16 protein-coding genes are annotated in these 17,517 nt (G+C 56.2%); 4 read left to right on the top strand and 12 right to left on the bottom strand.

The features are described 5' to 3' along the window. Positions 1–19: 19 nt before the first annotated feature. Together rhlE and dinG are read left to right on the top strand one after the other, a co-directional pair. Positions 20–1,399 carry an ATP-dependent RNA helicase RhlE gene (gene rhlE, locus N6P30_RS05840; RefSeq protein ID WP_023292954.1) on the top strand — a complete coding sequence of 460 codons (1,380 nt, stop codon included), beginning with the start codon at positions 20–22 and terminating at the stop codon, positions 1,397–1,399. 97 nt (positions 1,400–1,496) lie between these two features. After that, entirely contained in the window at positions 1,497–3,674 is a 2,178-nt protein-coding gene (dinG, locus tag N6P30_RS05835) for an ATP-dependent DNA helicase DinG (RefSeq protein WP_023292953.1), read from the top strand. Here dinG and N6P30_RS05830 read toward each other — a convergent pair. The 5 genes from N6P30_RS05830 to N6P30_RS05810 all read right to left on the bottom strand — a co-directional run bounded on the left by N6P30_RS05830 (position 3,661) and on the right by N6P30_RS05810 (position 9,032). Further along, entirely contained in the window at positions 3,661–4,164 is a 504-nt protein-coding gene (locus tag N6P30_RS05830) for a fimbrial protein (protein ID WP_008501157.1), read from the bottom strand. The genes dinG and N6P30_RS05830 overlap by 14 nt on opposite strands. Before the next feature lie 5 nt (positions 4,165–4,169). Continuing rightward, positions 4,170–5,159: a fimbrial protein gene (locus tag N6P30_RS05825; protein ID WP_023292952.1), complete on the bottom strand. Its 990-nt coding sequence runs from the start codon at positions 5,157–5,159 to the stop codon at positions 4,170–4,172. Between the two features lie 22 nt (positions 5,160–5,181). Beyond that, positions 5,182–7,725 (bottom strand): fimbria/pilus outer membrane usher protein, encoded by a 2,544-nt coding sequence (locus tag N6P30_RS05820; protein WP_023292951.1) that lies wholly within the window; start codon positions 7,723–7,725, stop codon positions 5,182–5,184. A gap of 26 nt (positions 7,726–7,751) precedes the next feature. Next, the gene (locus tag N6P30_RS05815; protein ID WP_008501161.1) at positions 7,752–8,426 is read right to left on the bottom strand and encodes a molecular chaperone; all 675 of its coding nucleotides are present in this window, start codon (positions 8,424–8,426) and stop codon (positions 7,752–7,754) included. Between the two features lie 69 nt (positions 8,427–8,495). Beyond that, complete coding sequence (locus N6P30_RS05810) at positions 8,496–9,032, bottom strand: fimbrial protein (protein ID WP_021240980.1); 537 nt, start codon at positions 9,030–9,032, stop codon at positions 8,496–8,498. A 256-nt stretch (positions 9,033–9,288) separates the two neighbouring features. Between N6P30_RS05810 and ybiB the strand changes: the two genes are divergently transcribed. Further along, the gene (gene ybiB / locus N6P30_RS05805) at positions 9,289–10,251 is read left to right on the top strand and encodes a DNA-binding protein YbiB (RefSeq protein WP_008501163.1); all 963 of its coding nucleotides are present in this window, start codon (positions 9,289–9,291) and stop codon (positions 10,249–10,251) included. 118 nt (positions 10,252–10,369) lie between these two features. Here the strand turns inward: ybiB and ybiJ are convergent, their stop codons facing one another. The 3 genes from ybiJ to mcbA all read right to left on the bottom strand — a co-directional run bounded on the left by ybiJ (position 10,370) and on the right by mcbA (position 11,570). Beyond that, positions 10,370–10,630, bottom strand: a complete 261-nt coding sequence (ybiJ, locus tag N6P30_RS05800) for a DUF1471 family protein YbiJ (RefSeq protein ID WP_023292950.1) — start codon at positions 10,628–10,630, stop codon at positions 10,370–10,372. A gap of 285 nt (positions 10,631–10,915) precedes the next feature. After that, entirely contained in the window at positions 10,916–11,182 is a 267-nt protein-coding gene (locus tag N6P30_RS05795; RefSeq protein WP_023292949.1) for a DksA/TraR family C4-type zinc finger protein, read from the bottom strand. A 121-nt stretch (positions 11,183–11,303) separates the two neighbouring features. After that, on the bottom strand, positions 11,304–11,570 hold the full coding sequence (gene mcbA / locus N6P30_RS05790) for a DUF1471 family periplasmic protein McbA (RefSeq protein ID WP_021240977.1): 267 nt from the start codon (positions 11,568–11,570) through the stop codon (positions 11,304–11,306). Between the two features lie 243 nt (positions 11,571–11,813). On the opposite strand from mcbA, the gene rlmF reads away from it, so the two are divergent. After that, positions 11,814–12,725 carry a 23S rRNA (adenine(1618)-N(6))-methyltransferase RlmF gene (gene rlmF, locus N6P30_RS05785; protein WP_023292947.1) on the top strand — a complete coding sequence of 304 codons (912 nt, stop codon included), beginning with the start codon at positions 11,814–11,816 and terminating at the stop codon, positions 12,723–12,725. A gap of 48 nt (positions 12,726–12,773) precedes the next feature. Here the strand turns inward: rlmF and ybiO are convergent, their stop codons facing one another. The 4 genes from ybiO to glnH all read right to left on the bottom strand — a co-directional run bounded on the left by ybiO (position 12,774) and on the right by glnH (position 17,327). Further along, positions 12,774–14,987 carry a mechanosensitive channel protein gene (gene ybiO / locus N6P30_RS05780; RefSeq protein ID WP_023292946.1) on the bottom strand — a complete coding sequence of 738 codons (2,214 nt, stop codon included), beginning with the start codon at positions 14,985–14,987 and terminating at the stop codon, positions 12,774–12,776. Positions 14,988–15,111: 124 nt separating this feature from the next. Then, positions 15,112–15,834 (bottom strand): glutamine ABC transporter ATP-binding protein GlnQ, encoded by a 723-nt coding sequence (glnQ, locus tag N6P30_RS05775; protein WP_023292945.1) that lies wholly within the window; start codon positions 15,832–15,834, stop codon positions 15,112–15,114. Further along, positions 15,831–16,490 carry a glutamine ABC transporter permease GlnP gene (glnP, locus tag N6P30_RS05770; RefSeq protein WP_003858462.1) on the bottom strand — a complete coding sequence of 220 codons (660 nt, stop codon included), beginning with the start codon at positions 16,488–16,490 and terminating at the stop codon, positions 15,831–15,833. Before glnP ends, glnQ begins: the two co-directional genes overlap by 4 nt. A 93-nt stretch (positions 16,491–16,583) precedes the next feature. Further along, a complete protein-coding gene (gene glnH / locus N6P30_RS05765) occupies positions 16,584–17,327 on the bottom strand; it encodes a glutamine ABC transporter substrate-binding protein GlnH (RefSeq protein WP_008501170.1) in 744 nt (247 codons plus the stop codon). Positions 17,328–17,517: the final 190 nt, after the last annotated feature.

Genomic DNA, 17,517 nt, shown 5'->3' with positions numbered 1-17,517 from the left:
GGGGCGGTTCGGAGTTTTTATGTCTTTTGATTCCCTTGGCCTGAACCCGGAAATTCTGCGCGCGATCGCAGAGCAGGGCTACGTTGAGCCAACCCCAATCCAGCAACAGGCTATTCCTGCCGTTCTTCAGGGCCGTGACCTGATGGCCAGCGCCCAGACCGGCACCGGTAAAACCGCGGGCTTTACGCTGCCGCTGTTAGAACTGCTGGTAAAAAATCAGCCGCACGCCAAAGGCCGTCGTCCGGTTCGTGCGCTGATCCTCACCCCAACCCGCGAGCTGGCCGCGCAGATTGGCGAGAACGTGCGTGACTACAGCCGCTATCTCAACATTCGCTCGCTGGTGGTGTTCGGCGGGGTCAGCATCAACCCGCAGATGATGAAGCTGCGCGGCGGCGTGGACGTGCTGGTGGCAACGCCGGGCCGTCTGCTGGATCTGGAACACCAGAACGCGGTGAAGCTGGATAACATCGAAATTCTGGTACTGGACGAAGCCGACCGCATGCTCGACATGGGCTTTATTCACGACATTCGTCGCGTGCTGGCCAAGCTGCCGCCGCGTCGTCAGAATCTGCTCTTCTCCGCGACCTTCTCCGACGAGATCAAGGCGCTGGCGGAAAAGCTGCTGCATAACCCGCTGGAAGTGGAAGTGGCGCGCCGCAACACCGCCTCTGAGCAGGTGACGCAGCACGTTCACTTTGTGGATAAAAAGCGCAAGCGGGAACTGCTCTCCCAGATGATCGGCCAGGGTAACTGGCAGCAGGTGCTGGTCTTTACCCGCACCAAGCACGGCGCGAACCACCTGGCGGAACAGCTGAACAAAGACGGCATCCGCAGTGCGGCGATCCACGGCAACAAGAGCCAGGGGGCGCGTACCCGTGCGCTGGCGGACTTCAAGTCTGGCGACATCCGCGTGCTGGTGGCGACCGACATCGCCGCCCGTGGCCTCGACATTGAAGAGCTGCCGCACGTGGTGAACTACGAGCTGCCAAACGTGCCGGAAGACTACGTGCACCGTATCGGCCGTACCGGTCGTGCGGCGGCCACCGGTGAAGCGCTCTCTCTGGTGTGCGTGGACGAGCACAAGCTCCTGCGCGACATCGAACGCCTGCTGAAGAAAGAGATCCCGCGCATCGAAACCCCGGGCTATGAAGTGGATCCGTCGATCAAAGCCGAGCCGATTCAGAACGGTCGTCAGGGCGGTCGCGGTCAGGGCGGCGGTGGTCGCGGCCAGCAGCCGCGTCGTGCCGAAGGTGGCGCGCCGAAGACAGCGGGCAAACCGCCGCGTCGTAGCAACGACAGCAAACCGGCCGGTGACAATCCGTGGCGCAGCGGCGAAGGCAAGCCGGCAGGGGAAGGGCAGCGCCGACGCCGCCCGCGCAAGCCTGCTAACCCGCAGTAATCTGGAAGCCCGGTCGTAAAGCCGGGCTTTTCTTTTTGCGGCAGCGAAGAGAAAGTGCCACAATAGTGGCTGTTTATACAGTATTTCAGGTTTTCCAATGGCTTTAACCGCGGCGCTGAAAGCGCAAATAGGCGCCTGGTATAAGGCGCTACAGCAGCAGATCCCCGATTTTATCCCCCGAGCGCCGCAGCGGCAGATGATTGCCGACGTGGCAAAAACGCTCGCCGGGGACGACGGGCGACATCTGGCGATTGAAGCCCCGACCGGCGTCGGGAAAACCCTGTCGTATCTCATTCCCGGCATCGCCATCGCGCGGGAGGAGGACAAAACGCTGGTGGTCAGCACCGCCAACGTGGCCTTGCAGGACCAGATCTTCAGCAAAGATTTGCCCCTGCTGCGCAAAATCATCCCCGACCTGCGGTTTACGGCCGCCTTTGGCCGCGGGCGCTACGTCTGCCCGCGTAACCTGGCAGGGCTTGCCAGCAGCGAGGCGTCGCAACAGGATCTGCTGGCGTTCCTCGACGACGATCTCACGCCCAACAACAAAGCCGAGCAGGAGCTCTGCGCAACGCTGAAAGGCGATCTTGATGGCTATAAATGGGACGGCCTGCGCGATCACACCGATAAAGCCATCAGCGACGATCTGTGGCGCAGGCTCAGCACCGACAAGGCCAGCTGTCTGAACCGCAACTGTCACTACTACCGCGAATGCCCGTTCTTCGTCGCGCGGCGCGAAATTCAGGAAGCCGAAGTGGTGGTGGCTAACCACGCGCTGGTGATGGCGGCGCTGGAGAGCGAAGCGGTGCTGCCGGAGCCGAAAAACCTGCTGCTGGTGCTCGACGAAGGCCACCATCTGCCCGACGTGGCGCGCGACGCGCTGGAGATGAGCGCAGAAATTACCGCGCCCTGGTTCCGCCTGCAGCTGGATCTCTTCTGCAAGCTTGTCGCCACCTGCATGGAGCAGTTCCGGCCGAAAACCACGCCGCCGCTGGCGGTGCCGGAGCGTCTAAGCGATCACTGCGAAGAGGTTTACAGCCTTATCTCGTCTCTGAACAACATCCTGAATCTTTATCTTCCCGCAGCCCAGGAGGCGGAACACCGCTTTGCGATGGGCGAACTGCCGGACGAGGTGATGGAGATTTGCCAGCAGCTGGCGAAGCATCTTGAAAAGCTGCGCGGGCTGGCGGAGATGTTCTTAAACGATCTCAGCGAGAAAACCGGCACCCATGACGTTGTTCGCCTGCACCGCATTCTGCTGCAAATGAACCGTGCGCTCGGCATGTTCGAAGCCCAGAGCAAGCTCTGGCGGCTGGCCTCGATGGCGCAGGCGTCGGGCGCGCCGGTCACCAAATGGGCCACGCGTGAAGTGCGCGACGGCCAGGTCCACCTGTTTTTCCACTGCGTGGGCATCCGCGTGGCCGATCAGCTGGAAAAGCTCATCTGGCGCAGCGTGCCGCACGTGGTCGTGACCTCCGCCACGCTGCGCTCCCTGAACAGCTTCTCGCGGCTGCAGGAGATGAGCGGCCTGAAAGAGAAAGCGGGCGATCGTTTTGTCGCGCTGGATTCGCCGTTTAACCACTGCGAGCAGGGGAAGCTGGTGATCCCGCGCATGAAGTATGAGCCGCTGATCGACAACGAAGAGCAGCACATTGCTGAAATGGCGGCCTACTTCCGCGAACAGGTTGAGAGCAGAAAGTACCCCGGTATGCTGGTGCTGTTTGCCAGCGGACGGGCGATGCAGCGTTTTCTGGAACATGTGACCGACCTGCGCCTGCTTCTGCTGGTCCAGGGCGACCAGCCCCGTTACCGGCTGGTGGAAACCCATCGAAAGCGCATCGATAACGGCGAGCGCAGCGTGCTGGTGGGATTGCAGTCCTTCGCGGAAGGTCTGGATTTGAAGGGCGATTACCTGACGCAGGTGCATATTCATAAAATTGCCTTCCCGCCCATCGACAGCCCGGTCGTTATCACCGAGGGCGAGTGGCTGAAGAGCCTCAACCGTTATCCGTTTGAGGTGCAGAGTTTACCTGCGGCGTCGTTTAATCTTATTCAGCAGGTCGGGCGTCTGATCCGTAGCCACGGCTGCTGGGGGGAGGTGGTGATTTATGACAAGCGTCTGCTCACTAAAAATTACGGCCAACGGTTGTTAAACGCGCTGCCGATCTTTCCGATTGAACAGCCAGAGGTCCCCGAGGTAAAAAAACGCCCGGCAACACTGACCGCCGGGCGCAGGAAAAGCATCCGTGCTAAGGGGCGCGGTCCTACTGGTAAGTGAAGGTCACCTGCACCACGCTGCTGAACGTCCCCGCGCTCACCGGCATGGAGGTGGCGTAGTAGCGTGCGGCGAGTGGGAAGGTGGCCGTGTGATCGTTTTGATTAATCACCGCGTTAAAGCTCGCCTGCGGAGCGATGAGAATATTGTCCTGCCGGTCTGCCAGCTCCAGCGCCAGCCCCTTTGCGCTGCCGATATTGGCGAATTTAGTGGGGTGCGTGCTGTCCGCCTGACCGTAGAAATAGGCGGTGGCAAGCGCGAGGCTTGGCGGGCAGTGGGATACTGACAGGGAAAAGTCTTTCCACTCGCCGGTATCGCCCACGTCTTTAAAATCACCGGATGCCGCCTGACCTAAATCCACCGTCAGGTTCCGGCTGGCGCTGTCGATGATGCAGGTATTGGCGTAAATGTTGCCCGTCATCTGGATCTGAATATCCTCGGCGTGTGCCTGGGCGATCAGCCCCAGCGCCAGAAACGCAATTATCTTCTTCATGTCAGTTACTTATAAGCAAGCGTGATGGTGGCAACGGTGTTGGCCGGACCGGGAGTGACCACGTCGCTGACCTGCTCGTAGCGCACCTCAAACGGTATGGTCAGCGTTTCGTTGGCAATGGCTTCGCTTCGGGTGTTAACGTAGGTATCAAAGGTGGCGATATTGTCGTCGAACAGCATTCGGACACCGACGCCCGTCGCGACGCCGGTCTGCTGCGTGAGTTTCAGCACCCCTTCGAAGGCCGTTTCATAGCCGTTTGAGCTGGTAATTTTCACTTCAGGCTGTACGGTGCTGTTGCAGTTCACCGTGACGTCAAAGTTTCGTGCCGGGGAAGAGAGCATCCCCACGCTGATAAAATCGCTGACCGGGAAATCCCCCAGATTGACCGTCAGGTTTTTTGGCAGGACGGAGCAGGTGACCTCTTTCAGAATAACGTTGCCAGCATAGGAGATGGTGTTGGGATCGCCCAGCCCTTCGTGGTGATAAACCCCGATCCCAAAACGGGTCTGACTTTGATTCAGAGTGCCTGACGCTACGGTATCGCTGGTTTTGACCAACTCCAGCGTAACGTCGAAATTAAAGGTCTGTTTGCCATCGCTGGAAACATAACCCAACGGCGTTCCTGTGGAAATGCAGTTAACGCCTCCGGCTCCGCTGATGCGCTGCCCCTGATCGTTCATCAGCGCCACACCGATCCCAGGAACGCCCGAATCGTAGACACCTTTCAGGCCTGGAATCTCAGACCCTGTGCCGTAGTAACAAGAGACAATTTCCAGCCCCTTATCTTCCGCATTGTCACAATTACCGGCGATATGGGCGATTTGCTCTGTACCCGGGATCGTTTCGCCAACGGCCAGCGTCGTGGGAACGGAGATAGAGGCCACGTTGATCATTTTCGGCAGATCTGGCGTAGTACAGGTCGCCTTCGCATGTGGCATAAATAACGCGGCGGTTCCCAGAACCAGTAAGAAAAAGCACTGTTTAATCATTTGCATAATCGTTAGCCTGAACGGTGGATCAGTGACACTGCGCGGCAGCGTTAATGATGCTGGTTTTCTCTTTCTCATCCGTTAGCGCATAGTCAGCGACGCAGTGCTCGTTCGCCCCCTGTCCCCAGGAAACGTAGAGATGCCCTTGCTGCGGCAGACCAGAGAGGTAGGTCTGGCCGTCATTCCCGACAATAAATTCGCTGTCCTTATCCTCGGTGGTGACCGTTGCGCCGAAGGGCAGCGGTTTACCCTTTTGCGTAAGCGTCATCAGGACGCGGTTACCCACGCGGGTGTTAAAGCTGGCGCGCACCACGGCCCCGCGGGTTGGCGTCACGATCTGCGCCGCGTGGGTGACGTCGGCGTTGTCCGGTAGCGTTTCGGTATCCAGCGCGATGGTGTTGTGGCGATACGCGGTAACAAACGGCACGACGGTGTAGCCGCGGAAGTCGGTCTCGACGCCCGTCTGGTTCGTGATATGGGTTCCGTGCGTGCCCGGCGCTTTCACCAGCGCGATGGTGTCACCGAGCGGCTGGCTCAGGGTTATTCCGTTCGCATGGGCAACCACGCCGCCCTGCAAACCGACGTTCACGGTCTGCTGATATTTATCCTGACTGACGCCTGCGCTCACTTCACCATAGGTCGCTTTATAATCGGCGTTGATGCTGGTGGAGTTACCGCTGCCGGTGCTGCTCAGCCCTTCCTGGATGTTCCAGTTCAGGTTGTCCTCTTTCAGCGCCGTGCCGTTCAGGCCGATGTTCTGCGTCGTGCCGTCTTTGGTGTTGTTCAGGTTGTAGGTGGCCCAGGTGTTATGCATCCAGCGGTCCAGCGGCACCGAGACGCTCAGCGAGAACTGGTTGTCGTTTGTCACCTCGTTACCGTCTTCATCGCTGTCCTGGGTGTTTTTGTTCATGCTGTAGCTGAGGCTGTAGCTCACCCCGTGCCAGCTATTGTTGTAGCTGACGCTCATCGAGGTCATGTTCTGACTCTGACTCCAGTACGTCTCTTTCACCATGCTCAGGGTGACGGATCCCCAGCCTTCCGGCAGCGTCTGGTCGATGGTGGCTTCGGTGCGGGCGCGGCGCTGCTGCGGTGCAGACCAGTCGTCGGAGCGGGTATATGACTCCATGGTGTCTTCAAGGGTGTAAAACCCTTTGCTGTTGTAGCGGTAGCCGGCCAGGGAGAAGTTGGTGCCTGACCGGGCGATGTCTTTGCTATAGCGCACGCGCCACGACTGGCCTTTGCTGGCCTGCTGTTTTTTCAACAGAGCCTTCGCGCGGGTCACGTCAATGGAGAAGGCGCCTAAATCGCCCATGTTTTTCCCGACGCCAGCCGCCTGAGACTGGTAATGGCTGCTCTGCTGCACGCCACCGTAGGCGGTGAAACCGTAGGGTAAACCGTAGATGGCGCTGCCCTGGGCAAACGGGGTCTTCTCGACGTCGTTGTCATAAGAACGGTAGCGTCCGGCAGTCACGCTGTAGCGCAGATTTTTTTCACGCTGCAATACCGGCACGGAGGCAAACGGCACGACGAAATGGCTTTCGCTGCCATCGGTCTCTTTCACGGTGACCTGAAGATCGCCGCTGCTGCCGGTGGGGTAGAGATCGTTAATTTCGAACGCGCCGGGGGCGACCGTGTTCTGATAAATGATGTAACCGTTCTGGCGTACCACCACCTGCGCGTTACTGTGGGCGGTGCCGCGAATAATGGGGGCGTAGCCTTTTTCACTGTCCGGCAGCATGTCGTTATCGGATTTCAGCTCCACGCCGGTGTAGGGTACGCTGTCAAAAACGTCGGAAGGCGAGGAACTCTGGCCGACGGTGAGGTCGCTTTTCATCGCCACAATATCGCGTTGCGCGTAGGTATATACGGAGGTGAATTTTTGGTCCTCCTCGTTACCCGTGGTGCTGCGATTCCAGGTGGAATAGTTGCGAATGCGCCATGCGCCAATGTTCAAACCCGGACGCAGGTTAACGTACTGGCTGCTGTTATCCTGTTCACCCGGCTGGCGCGCATGGCTTTGGCTGGCATTTGCACTGTAGTTAAGCAGGCCCGCGTTAATTCCTTCGTCAAACTCTTTTGGGTCAATGTAGCCGCGAGGCACCTGACCGAGCGCCGACTGGGGAATGCTCAGCAGCAGTTGCTGGTTGCGAACGCGGAAGGTCGCGGATGCCGCAGGGATGGCGTGTAAATCGGCGCACTGGCCTTTGGCTTTCAGCTGCGGATATTTTTGGGTTTTGATCCCGAGGCTTTTTAAATCGTCCACGGTAAAGCAAGGTTGCAGCGTGCTGTTGCCCTGATCGTCTTTCTGCAGCGTAAAGGTGACATCGCGGGTATCAATTTTATTATTATTGATAAACACCGTAACCTGATATTTACCCGGCGCCTGGCCTGGGCCTTTTTCATAGACGGATAAATCGGTTTTTCCCTGCTGGGGATTATCAATATCCAGCAGGGCAGGGTTAAAATAATCATCAGCCATAACCTGATGCGCAAAGATCGCCATTACCAGGCCAAAAAGAATGACCAGCAATGACGAAAATCGGCAGGTGAACGGCTTTTTATGGCTGTACATGATTATTTTATTACCGGGGAAAAGTATTAATGAACGGATTTCGACCAGGTATGGCTGATGCTGCCGTAATCAGTAATAATGGAATACGTCACGTTCGAGCCTCTGACATTACCCGGTATGGCAAAATGCGTTTCTGTTTTTGGAACGGCCCAGGTCGCTTTCGTCACTTTCTGACCATTCAGGGTGACCGCCTGGAAATTCATATAAAACGGCGTGGGGTTATTCACCACCAGCTCGTTACCTTCGCGACGCCATTCAAGCTTATCGGCCACGTCTTCTGGTCTGCCTTTTACCGCAGACGGGCGATACAGCAATTTAATACGGGTGTTAATCGCAATTTGCAGCGTATTCACGCCTTCCACCTGCTTTGAGGAAGGGATCGCTTTAATATTCAACCAGTACAGGGATTCCCTGTCTTCAGGCAAATTTCCGCCCGTACGTACCACGCGCAGAACGTTATCTTCTTTCGCATCCAGACGGAAAAGCGGCGGGGTGATGAGGAACGGGGCTTTGGCCAGGTTTTTACCGCCGGAATCAACCCAGGACTGCACCAGATAATCCGTCGCATCTGGATTTGAAAGACCAAGAGATGATTCCTTTTTATCTCCCTGGTAGACCAGACGGGTGCCATTAATAATGACGCCCGCATGTGCAGTGGCGGCTACCAGTAAAAGCGTGCTCAGTAAATAACCGTGGCGCATACAGATTTCTCAATAAATAGATGAGATATTAATGCCCGCAAAAGCATTAATATCTCAGGATTGATAAGATCAGTTATAAATAACGGTGAAGGTCGATACAGAGTTAGCAGGGCCTGCGGTGATCGCAGCGCCGGTTTGGATATAACGGGCACCAAATTCCAGATCGTTAACCGCCGTACCGGAGGTTAATTGATACTGCTGCGATGGCGTATACAGGCTGACAGGCTGCTCTGAGGCATCAACCAGCTGAATTGCCACACCGGTCGCCGCATCGCTATCTGGCGTTAAGGCCAGCGTAGCGTTGTTATTCGCATCTGGCGTACCGCCGAAATTAATGGCTGCGGAGGTGACCGTGTCAGGACAATTCGTTAACTGAATATCAAACTTCGTTAATGTGCTGGTAGAGCCAGCACCGGTAAATACCGTTTTAGACACTTTTCCCAGCTGAACATTTAATGGATTACTTAATCCATTCACGACCTGACAAGCAGAATCGATAATTTCACCGGTGAAATTGATCTGACCTTCACCGTTTGTTGCCGCAAACGTGGATGCAGAACATCCCACCGCTGCGGCGATGATTAAACCTAAAGCAACCTTGTTCATAACAAATCCTGATATGTTTCTGGTGAGAGCGTTGCCTGGACGTTTTCACCGTTGACCCTTAATGACTTTCCGCTGGTTATTTAAACAAATAATGATGCATTAAGAATCTTCTGCAGGAATCACAAATAATTGAAATAATGCTTGAGTTTCATTTTTATCCTTAAAAACAGAACGTTGATGATGTAGAAAAAAACTAACGTCCGAACGTTTAACAGGGCTATATTGTTACCAGAAGGATATTTTCAGGAGAGATGTCGTGGATTATCGCAAGATTATCAAAGAGGTAGGCAGGGGCAAAAACCACGCCCGCGATCTGGACCATGAAACTGCTCGCGCCCTGTATACCCGAATGCTCGATGGCGAGGTACCTGACCTGGAGATGGGCGGCATCCTGATTGCGCTGCGTATCAAAGGCGAAGGCGAAGCGGAGATGCGCGGTTTTTACGAGGCGATGCAGGCGCAAACGCTGCGCCTGACGCCGCCGGTGGCAAAACCGATGCCGATTGTCATCCCGAGCTATAACGGCGCGCGCAAGCAGGCAAACCTCACTCCGCTGCTGGCGATCTTATTGCATAAGCTGGGGTTCCCGGTGGTGGTTCACGGGGTCAGCGAAGATCCCACCCGCGTGTTGACGGAGACCATTTTCGGCATGTTGGGGATTGAGCCAACGCGTCATGCAGGACAGGCGCAGGCGAAGCTGGATGGCCATCAGCCGGTTTACATCCCCGTCGGAGCCCTGTGCCCGCCGCTGGAAAAGCAGCTGGATATGCGCTGGCGGATGGGCGTGCGCAACAGCGCCCACACCCTGGCGAAGCTGGCGACGCCGTTTGCAGAAGATGCCGCATTGCGCCTTTCCAGCGTATCGCACCCGGAATACGTGGGGCGTGTCGGGAAATTTTTTGAGGAGATTGGCGGCAGGGCGCTGCTGATGCACGGTACAGAAGGTGAGGTGTATGCCAATCCACTCCGCTGCCCTCAGCTGATGCTGATCGATTCTGCCGGTACGCGCGCTGTTCTGGCGCGCGGGGAAGAGAATACGGACGTCATTCTCCCTGAAGCGAAAGACCCGCACACCACCGCGCACTGGATTGAACAGTGCCTCGCCGGAAACGTGCCTGTGCCGCAGTCCATTAAGCTGCAGATGGCCTGCTGCCTGCTGGCAACCGGGGAAGTTGATACGGTCGAGGCCGGTCTCAAACGCGTGGACGCGGCGTTTTAGGCAAAAAAAAGCCCGTCCAGTGGCGGACGGGCAAGCAAGGGTAACAAACAACAGGGTCAATGAGGGTTGGAGCAGCTCACCAGAGGGTTTGGCGAGGGGACAGCATTCATTCAGGCGATTATTTGTAGATAACCGCGGTACCGCTCAGCTTGTTATTGCCGTTAGCGGAGGTAATGGTGTATCCGCTTGCACCGGCAGCAGCCGCTTTCTCAGCCAGTTTGGCTTCCAGACCGTCCAGGGTGGTCGCGCCATCAGCACTCACCACACCGACTTTGTTCATGTTCTTTGCCTGAGCAGAAGAGACTGGCTCTACGGCGAAAGCGCCGAAAGACAGAGCGGACAGGGCAACAGCAGCTACAGCATATTTGATGGTTTTCATAAGTAATCTCTCGCAGGTGTTTCTGTTAAGGGGACGATGTTCCGTCGATGTGATGAGTATCACGTTTTTTCTTGAGAGATAAAATCGAAGAGAATTGACGTGGTCAATCAAAAAAATTGAATGACAAATAACTTATTGATTACTAATAAATTCAAAGTGGCGCTTTACACTTCTTGTGGATGCGCTTTACAGAACAAAAATGAAGGGCACATTTTGCTACGCGGTTCGCTAAAAATCGTGAGCGTAAAGGTAAGCGCCCCGGCGGTTAACTTAGGTAAAGGAAAGTCAACGTAACTGGCTGTCTTTCGAACCTCTGCGATTATAACCTGAATGTGAAGCATTTTTTGAATCTTTATTCTGCTGGCAGGTAATGCATAACCTTACCCCTGGAATGGCTTTTCGCCGCGCCTCCGGGATCGGTTCTCCACACTCTTCGCACTCCTCCAGGCTTTCGCCGCGCGGGATTTCACCGCGAGCGCGCGCAACCGCATCTTCAATCGTACTGTTGATCTGTTCGTTTACGGCGTCATCATTCGCCCAACCGGAAGCCATAGCATCCTCCTGAAATGGTGTTATGCCCTGCTTTTAATATGGGGTTAAAAAATGAACAATCAAGGCGAGGAAGAGAGCAAACTGCATCTGGCAGGCAGATGCAGTCATGGGGTGGGGCAGATTATTTATAGATGGTCGCTGTGCCGTACATATGGTTATCTCCGCCAGCGGAATTCACCACGAAGCCTTTTGCACCTTCCTGGCGGGCTTTTTCCGCCAGTTTATTCTGCAGATCGTCCAGGTTACTTGCGCGGCTTACGGAGACGGTGCCTGCAGGCTGAAGCTGGCTGGTGTCGGTACTCTGGGTCAGCGACTGAACGGCCATCGCAGAAAATGACGCGGTCGTCAGGGCGGCGGCGATAACAACAAGGGTCAGGTACTTTTTCATAATCACATCCTCATGAGGAAACAACAGGTGATTCTCCTTAAGTTTAGAAGCCTGACGAGTGTGACTTAGCGCAAATATTTGATGATGATCTGCTTATTTTTTGAACGATAAAAATTGACATTGCGCTGACAGATCATAGACATAAAGGTGTTTGATTTATGGCGCCTTTTTAAGCGCCGCAGAGAAAGATTTACCGTTGGGCCAGCAAAGGGTATCTTACGCCGCTGTTTAAAGGAGAACGCCATGACTTCCCAAAAGCCGGGATTGCACCCACGAAACCGCCACCGCAGCCGCTACGACATGAATGCGTTATGCCTGAGCTGCCCGCCGTTAAAGGACTACATTGTCCAGACCCCCGCGGGTGAACCTTCGGTCAACTTTGCTGATCCCCAGGCGGTTAAAATGTTGAACAAAGCGCTGCTCGCACATTACTACGGTGTGGCGAACTGGGATATTCCGGAAGGCTTTCTCTGCCCACCCGTTCCGGGCCGCGCGGATTACCTTCATCACCTTGCCGATCTTCTGGCTGAAGACCGTGATGGCATTATTCCTCACCAGGCGACCGTGCTGGATATCGGCACCGGGGCGAACCTGATTTACCCGCTGATCGGCGCGCATGAGTATCACTGGCGCTTTACCGGAAGCGAAATCGGTGCCGAGGCCTTCGCCAGCGCCCAGGCGATTATCAACGCGAACCCGGGATTAAGCCGCGCCATTCGCCTGCGTCGTCAGAAAGAGGCCGCCTCAATCTTCAACGGCATTATTCATAAAAATGAAACCTATGACGCCACGATGTGCAACCCGCCGTTCCACGATTCGGCGGCAGCGGCCCGCGCGGGCAGCGAGCGCAAGCGCCGCAACCTGGGTCAGGCTGAAGACGCCGCGCTGAACTTCGGCGGTCAGCAGCAGGAGCTGTGGTGTGAAGGCGGCGAGGTGGCCTTTATCCTGCGCATGATTGCGGAAAGCAAACAGTTTGGCCGTCAGGTGAAGTGGTTTACGACGCTGGTTTCCCGCGGAGATAACCTGCCGCCACTTTACCGCGCGCTCACCGAAGCGGGCGCGGTGAAAGTAGTGAAAAAAGAGATGGCGCAGGGCCAGAAGCAAAGCCGCTTTATCGCCTGGTCATTTATGGACGATAACAAACGCCGCAAATAGCGCTGCGTCGCAGGCCGGGTCAGGCGAAGCCGCCACCCGGCAATCCGGCTACAGCGTCGGCTCCTGCGGAGGGAGCGGCGCTGCGGGCGGCGGCAGGACCTGATACGTCTGTACCGGCATCCGCACGTTCGCCAGATCGAAGTGCTTTTTCACCATGCTGTCGAGCGCAAAGCGCACCGTCCACTGCTTCAGCGGCTGGGTGGTGAACGACACGCGCAGGGTAAAGGCCGTGTTCGTCAGTCCGACGATACCGGCAAATGACGGCTCGCCAATCACCAGCCCGCGAATATCTTCCATCTGCATCAGCTCTTCTACCGCATCACGCAGCGCCTGCTTCGCTTTATCGGCATCCTCATGACGATCCACATCGTAGTTCGCCACCACGGAACCAATGCCGCGCACAAAGTTGGCAAAGGTGGTGATCGAAGACCAGGGAATGATGTGGTACGCCCCGGTATCCTGACGCACGCCCACCGAGCGAATCGACATCCGCTCCACCGTGCCGGTCAGCGGCCCGATGGTCACCAGATCGCCCGTGTTCATCCCGTTCTCAAACTGGATAAAGATGCCGGTAATAATATCCTTCACCAGCGTTTGCGACCCGAAGGAGATCGCCAGCCCCAGGGCACCTGCACCGGCCAGCAGCGGGGCGATATTCACCCCGATTTCTGACAGCACAATCATGATGGTGATGGTACTGATGATGACCGCCAGCGCGTTGCGGAACAGCGTCAGCAATGTGCGGGCCCGCGCGCTGGGCAGGGGCCTGCCGTGTATATCCGACACCAGACGGTTCTCGATGAGGCTCGCCAGCAGCGTCCAGCCGACGGCAGAGAAGAACAAAATCAGCGCGATGCGAATCAGAATGTCGACCGTTTTTTCACCTGCGCCGTTGTGCAGCCAGTTCCAGAAATCAAACAGGCTCCACGCGTTAAGGAGCAGCATGATCGCCACGCAGACGGTGAGAATGCGCGCCACCTTGAGGGATACCGACATCCAGCCGTTCACCCGTTTTTGCAGTTCCGGGTAGTTACGCTGTACCTGCGGCGACAGGGTGATGGTTTTCGAGATCCAGCGCGACAGCAGCCCCGAGACAAATGCCGCGATGCCGATAATGGCCAGGCTTTTGAATGTTGCCCCCATCATAAATTTCAGGCTGTTTCCCGGGTCGAACAGCGAGAAGAAGCACAATACGATGAAGTAGGCGCTTGCCAGCCAGTGCCACACCAGGGCGAATGCGCGAATAAACAGGCTGAAGAACGAGAGGGAACGATCGGCCAGATGCAGCAGGCTCTCGGTAATGGTCTTTTTATTGTGGAAGATAAGGTACAGCGACCAGACGGTAATGCAGAGCATGATAATGACGTTTGCCAGCGCGCCAAACTGGACGTTCACCTGGTTGGAGATGATCGGCACGGCAACCAGCAGACCGTAGCCAATCAGCCCGCTGAGCACGCTCAGGCGCAGCGCCCAGTATGTCGCGCTCTCGTCCCGAATGGAGAAGGGACGCAGCGCCGGCACGTGAGGGCAAAAGAGTAACCGCAGCAGCGCCTTGAAGAACTCAATCAGGGCAAAGGCATTCAGGAAAAGCGACTGCTGGAAGGCGATGGTTTTGTTGCCCGCGTTCAGCCTGTCGGCCAGCATCTGGCCTAAGAACAGCGTCAGCGCCAGCAGCAGTAAATCGATGATAAAGGCTGAGGCGATCATCAGCGGCAGGTGCAGCCAGCTGCTTTTCTGCTGATTCTTTCTGCGTCCCCATTGCCCCATTTTGCGGTACAGCGGCCACGCGCACAGGCGCACCAGCCAGTAAAAAAGGAAGACTGCACCGGCCAGCATCAGGAACTGCATGGCGGCGGCGGTAAACGTTTGTGGGTTAAACGGCTTATGCGGTGAGCCAATCAGGTTGCGGTAGAGCTGAGCAAAGCGCGAGGAGAGCGCTTCCCCATAGTGGCGGCTCACGTCGGTGACATTTTCCAGCACCGTTTTTTGCTCCTCCACCTGCGGAGGGGTGAGTGTCGGAACGGTTTCCTGGGGCGGCGTGGCGGCGGCTTTGCGCAACTGCTCGATTAATTCCTTTCGGGAGGTGTCGTTCTCAAGAACGTCGGCAAGCGCGCCGTAAGCCGCTTTCTTCTGTTCAACATCCGGTTCCGGAGGGGGCGTACTTTGCTGGCTGGCGGTTGTTCCGGTGGTCACACCGGGGATCGCGACGGCGAACGATGGCGCACTAAACAGGCTAATCAACAGCAACAGGATCCACGGCACGGCGTCCTCCGGTGAAAATGTCGAACAAAATGATAAGTATAGAAGTCGGGACGCGGAGGGGGATTTTTGGGAACAATCTGGCGTAAAAAAGCCGGGCAGGCCCGGCTTAGCGTAACGCGAGGGATCAGGAGACGTGCTGCAGGAACTCCTGCAAACGCGGGCTCGGCGGGTTCGCAATCAATTCCTGCGGGTTACCGTCTTCCGCGATACGGCCTTTATCAATAAAGATCAGGCGGGATGCCACTTTCTCCGCGAAGCCGATTTCGTGGGTCACGATAACCATCGTCATCCCTTCTTCCGCCAGATCCTGCATGACCTTCAGCACCTCGTGACGCAGCTCCGGGTCGAGTGCGGACGTAGGCTCATCAAACAGCATCAGCTTCGGCTTGACCGCCAGCGCACGGGCAATCGCCACGCGCTGCTGTTGACCACCGGACAGCTCGGAAGGGTAATGATGGGCGCGTTCTGCGAGGCCGACTTTCGCCAGCAGATCTTTGGCCAGCGCTTCTGCCGCCGCTTTGTTGGCACCGCGCACGCGCAGCGGGCCAAACATCACGTTCTCCAGCGCCGTCAGGTGCGGGAACAGGTAGAACTGCTGGAACACCATGCCCGCTTCCTGACGAATCAGACGGTCATCCACTTTCGGGTCATTCACCTTCAGACCGTCGACAATCAGGTCGCCGCTGGTGATCTCTTCCAGCTTGTTGATGCAGCGCAGCAGGGTCGACTTACCGGAGCCGGATGGCCCGATAATGACCACCACTTCGCCCTGCTGGATGTTCAGATCGATATTGTGCAGCACCTGGGTTGGGCCAAAGTGCTTGGAAACGTTTTTAAATTCAATCACAGGATTTTCATCCTTCTTTCAAGACGACGCAGAACGAAGCTCAGAACCAGAGTAATGATCAGGTAGACAACGGCCACCGCACTCCAGATTTCCAGCGCGCGGAAGTTGCCAGCAATGATCTCCTGCCCCTGACGGGTCAGTTCGGCCACGCCGATAACAATGAACAGCGACGTATCTTTAATGCTGATGATCCACTGGTTGCCCAGCGGTGGCAGCATGCGACGCAGCGCCAGCGGCAGAATAACGTGGCGGATCGTTTCGCGACGTGAAAGGCCTAATGCCAGACCGGCTTCACTGAACCCTTTATGAATCGACAGCACCGCACCGCGGGTAATTTCCGCAATGTAGGCGCCCGAGTTGATCATAATGGTGACGACGGCGGCGCTGAACGGGTCGATACGCAGGTCGGTGAATGCCATAGGCAGGGCGAAGTAGATGAACATGACCTGCACGACAATGGGGGTGCCGCGGATCACTTCGATGAAAACCAGTGCGATGTGGTTTGCAATCCAGCCACCGTAGGTGCGGGCGAAACCGGCGACAAGACCGATAATCAACCCGCCAACCAGACCCAGGACCGAAATCCACAGGGTCATTTTAGCGCCTTCAAGCAAGAGTGGAATGGCAGGCCAGATGGCGCTCCAGTCAAACTGCATGATGTATTCCTGTATACCGTGGTGAAAAACGAAAAACGTAGGCCCGGTAAGCGGCAGCGCCACCGGGCGTTACAAACCTGAATTCAGGTGAAATTATTTAGGCTCGGTACCGAACCATTTTTTGTAGATTTCGTTATAGGTGCCGTTCTCTTTCAGCGTTTTCAGCGCGCCGTTAACTTTCGTGCGCAGGTCGTCGCTGCCTTTCGGGAAGGCGATACCGTACTGCTGAGCTTCCAGAGATTCGCCCACAGATTTGAACTTGCCGTTGCCCGCGGTTTTGATGAAATACAGGATGTTTGGCGTGTCGTGCAGCACTGCGTCAGCGCGGCCGGTACCCAGTTCCATGTACGCATTGTCGATGTTCGGGAACTGGCGCAGGTCTTTGGTTTTGATATTCGCTTTCGCGTAATCAACTGACCCGGTGCCGCTCTTCACTGCCACCACTTTGCCGTCGAGATCTTTCACGCTTTTTACGTCGTTATTATCGGCTTTGACCATCACCAGCAGGCCGCTTTTGTAGTAGCCGTCAGAGAAGTCGATCGCTTTTTTACGCTCGTCGGTAATGGTGATACCCGCCAGCGCCAGATCAACGTTCTTGGTTTGCAGTGCCGGGATGATGCCGCTGAAGTCCATCGGCTTCAGGGTGTAATCCAGCTTGAGTTCTTTTGCGACTGCGGCCCACAGATCCACATCAAAACCAACGTATTTATCACCCTGTTTGAATTCAAACGGAACGAACGCCGTGTCGGTCGCCACAACCAGTTTGTCGGCAGCCTGAGAGGACACCGCAAAAGCGAGGGTAAGTGCAGCCAGTGAAACTTTTAATACAGACTTCATAGCATTTCCTTTTATATCCACGGGGCGATCCCCTGCGAGAACAGGTGGCACAATGAAAAAATCGTGCCAACTTTACAAGCTGTTGTTTTGCAAAGGGGATGATGTCATGCATTGCACAATAAATGGGGCAATGAGGTTTTATTGCACCAAAGTGGAGCACTGTTTTGGTGCGCCTCGTTTGGCTCAACTG

Origin of the sequence: Enterobacter sp. PL1 (genome assembly GCF_945957325.1) — a bacterium.
GTDB lineage: Bacteria > Pseudomonadota > Gammaproteobacteria > Enterobacterales > Enterobacteriaceae > Enterobacter > Enterobacter roggenkampii.
This window is presented reverse-complemented; position numbering and strand designations above follow the sequence as displayed.

Coding starts and splice junctions, on each gene's coding strand:
- rhlE (WP_023292954.1), top strand. CDS start 20: ATGTCTTTTGATTCCCTTGGCCTGAACCCGGAAATTCTGCGCGCGATC.
- dinG (WP_023292953.1), top strand. CDS start 1,497: ATGGCTTTAACCGCGGCGCTGAAAGCGCAAATAGGCGCCTGGTATAAG.
- N6P30_RS05830 (WP_008501157.1), bottom strand. CDS start 4,164: ATGAAGAAGATAATTGCGTTTCTGGCGCTGGGGCTGATCGCCCAGGCA.
- N6P30_RS05825 (WP_023292952.1), bottom strand. CDS start 5,159: ATGCAAATGATTAAACAGTGCTTTTTCTTACTGGTTCTGGGAACCGCC.
- N6P30_RS05820 (WP_023292951.1), bottom strand. CDS start 7,725: ATGTACAGCCATAAAAAGCCGTTCACCTGCCGATTTTCGTCATTGCTG.
- N6P30_RS05815 (WP_008501161.1), bottom strand. CDS start 8,426: ATGCGCCACGGTTATTTACTGAGCACGCTTTTACTGGTAGCCGCCACT.
- N6P30_RS05810 (WP_021240980.1), bottom strand. CDS start 9,032: ATGAACAAGGTTGCTTTAGGTTTAATCATCGCCGCAGCGGTGGGATGT.
- ybiJ (WP_023292950.1), bottom strand. CDS start 10,630: ATGAAAACCATCAAATATGCTGTAGCTGCTGTTGCCCTGTCCGCTCTG.
- N6P30_RS05795 (WP_023292949.1), bottom strand. CDS start 11,182: ATGGCTTCCGGTTGGGCGAATGATGACGCCGTAAACGAACAGATCAAC.
- mcbA (WP_021240977.1), bottom strand. CDS start 11,570: ATGAAAAAGTACCTGACCCTTGTTGTTATCGCCGCCGCCCTGACGACC.
- rlmF (WP_023292947.1), top strand. CDS start 11,814: ATGACTTCCCAAAAGCCGGGATTGCACCCACGAAACCGCCACCGCAGC.
- glnP (WP_003858462.1), bottom strand. CDS start 16,490: ATGCAGTTTGACTGGAGCGCCATCTGGCCTGCCATTCCACTCTTGCTT.
- glnH (WP_008501170.1), bottom strand. CDS start 17,327: ATGAAGTCTGTATTAAAAGTTTCACTGGCTGCACTTACCCTCGCTTTT.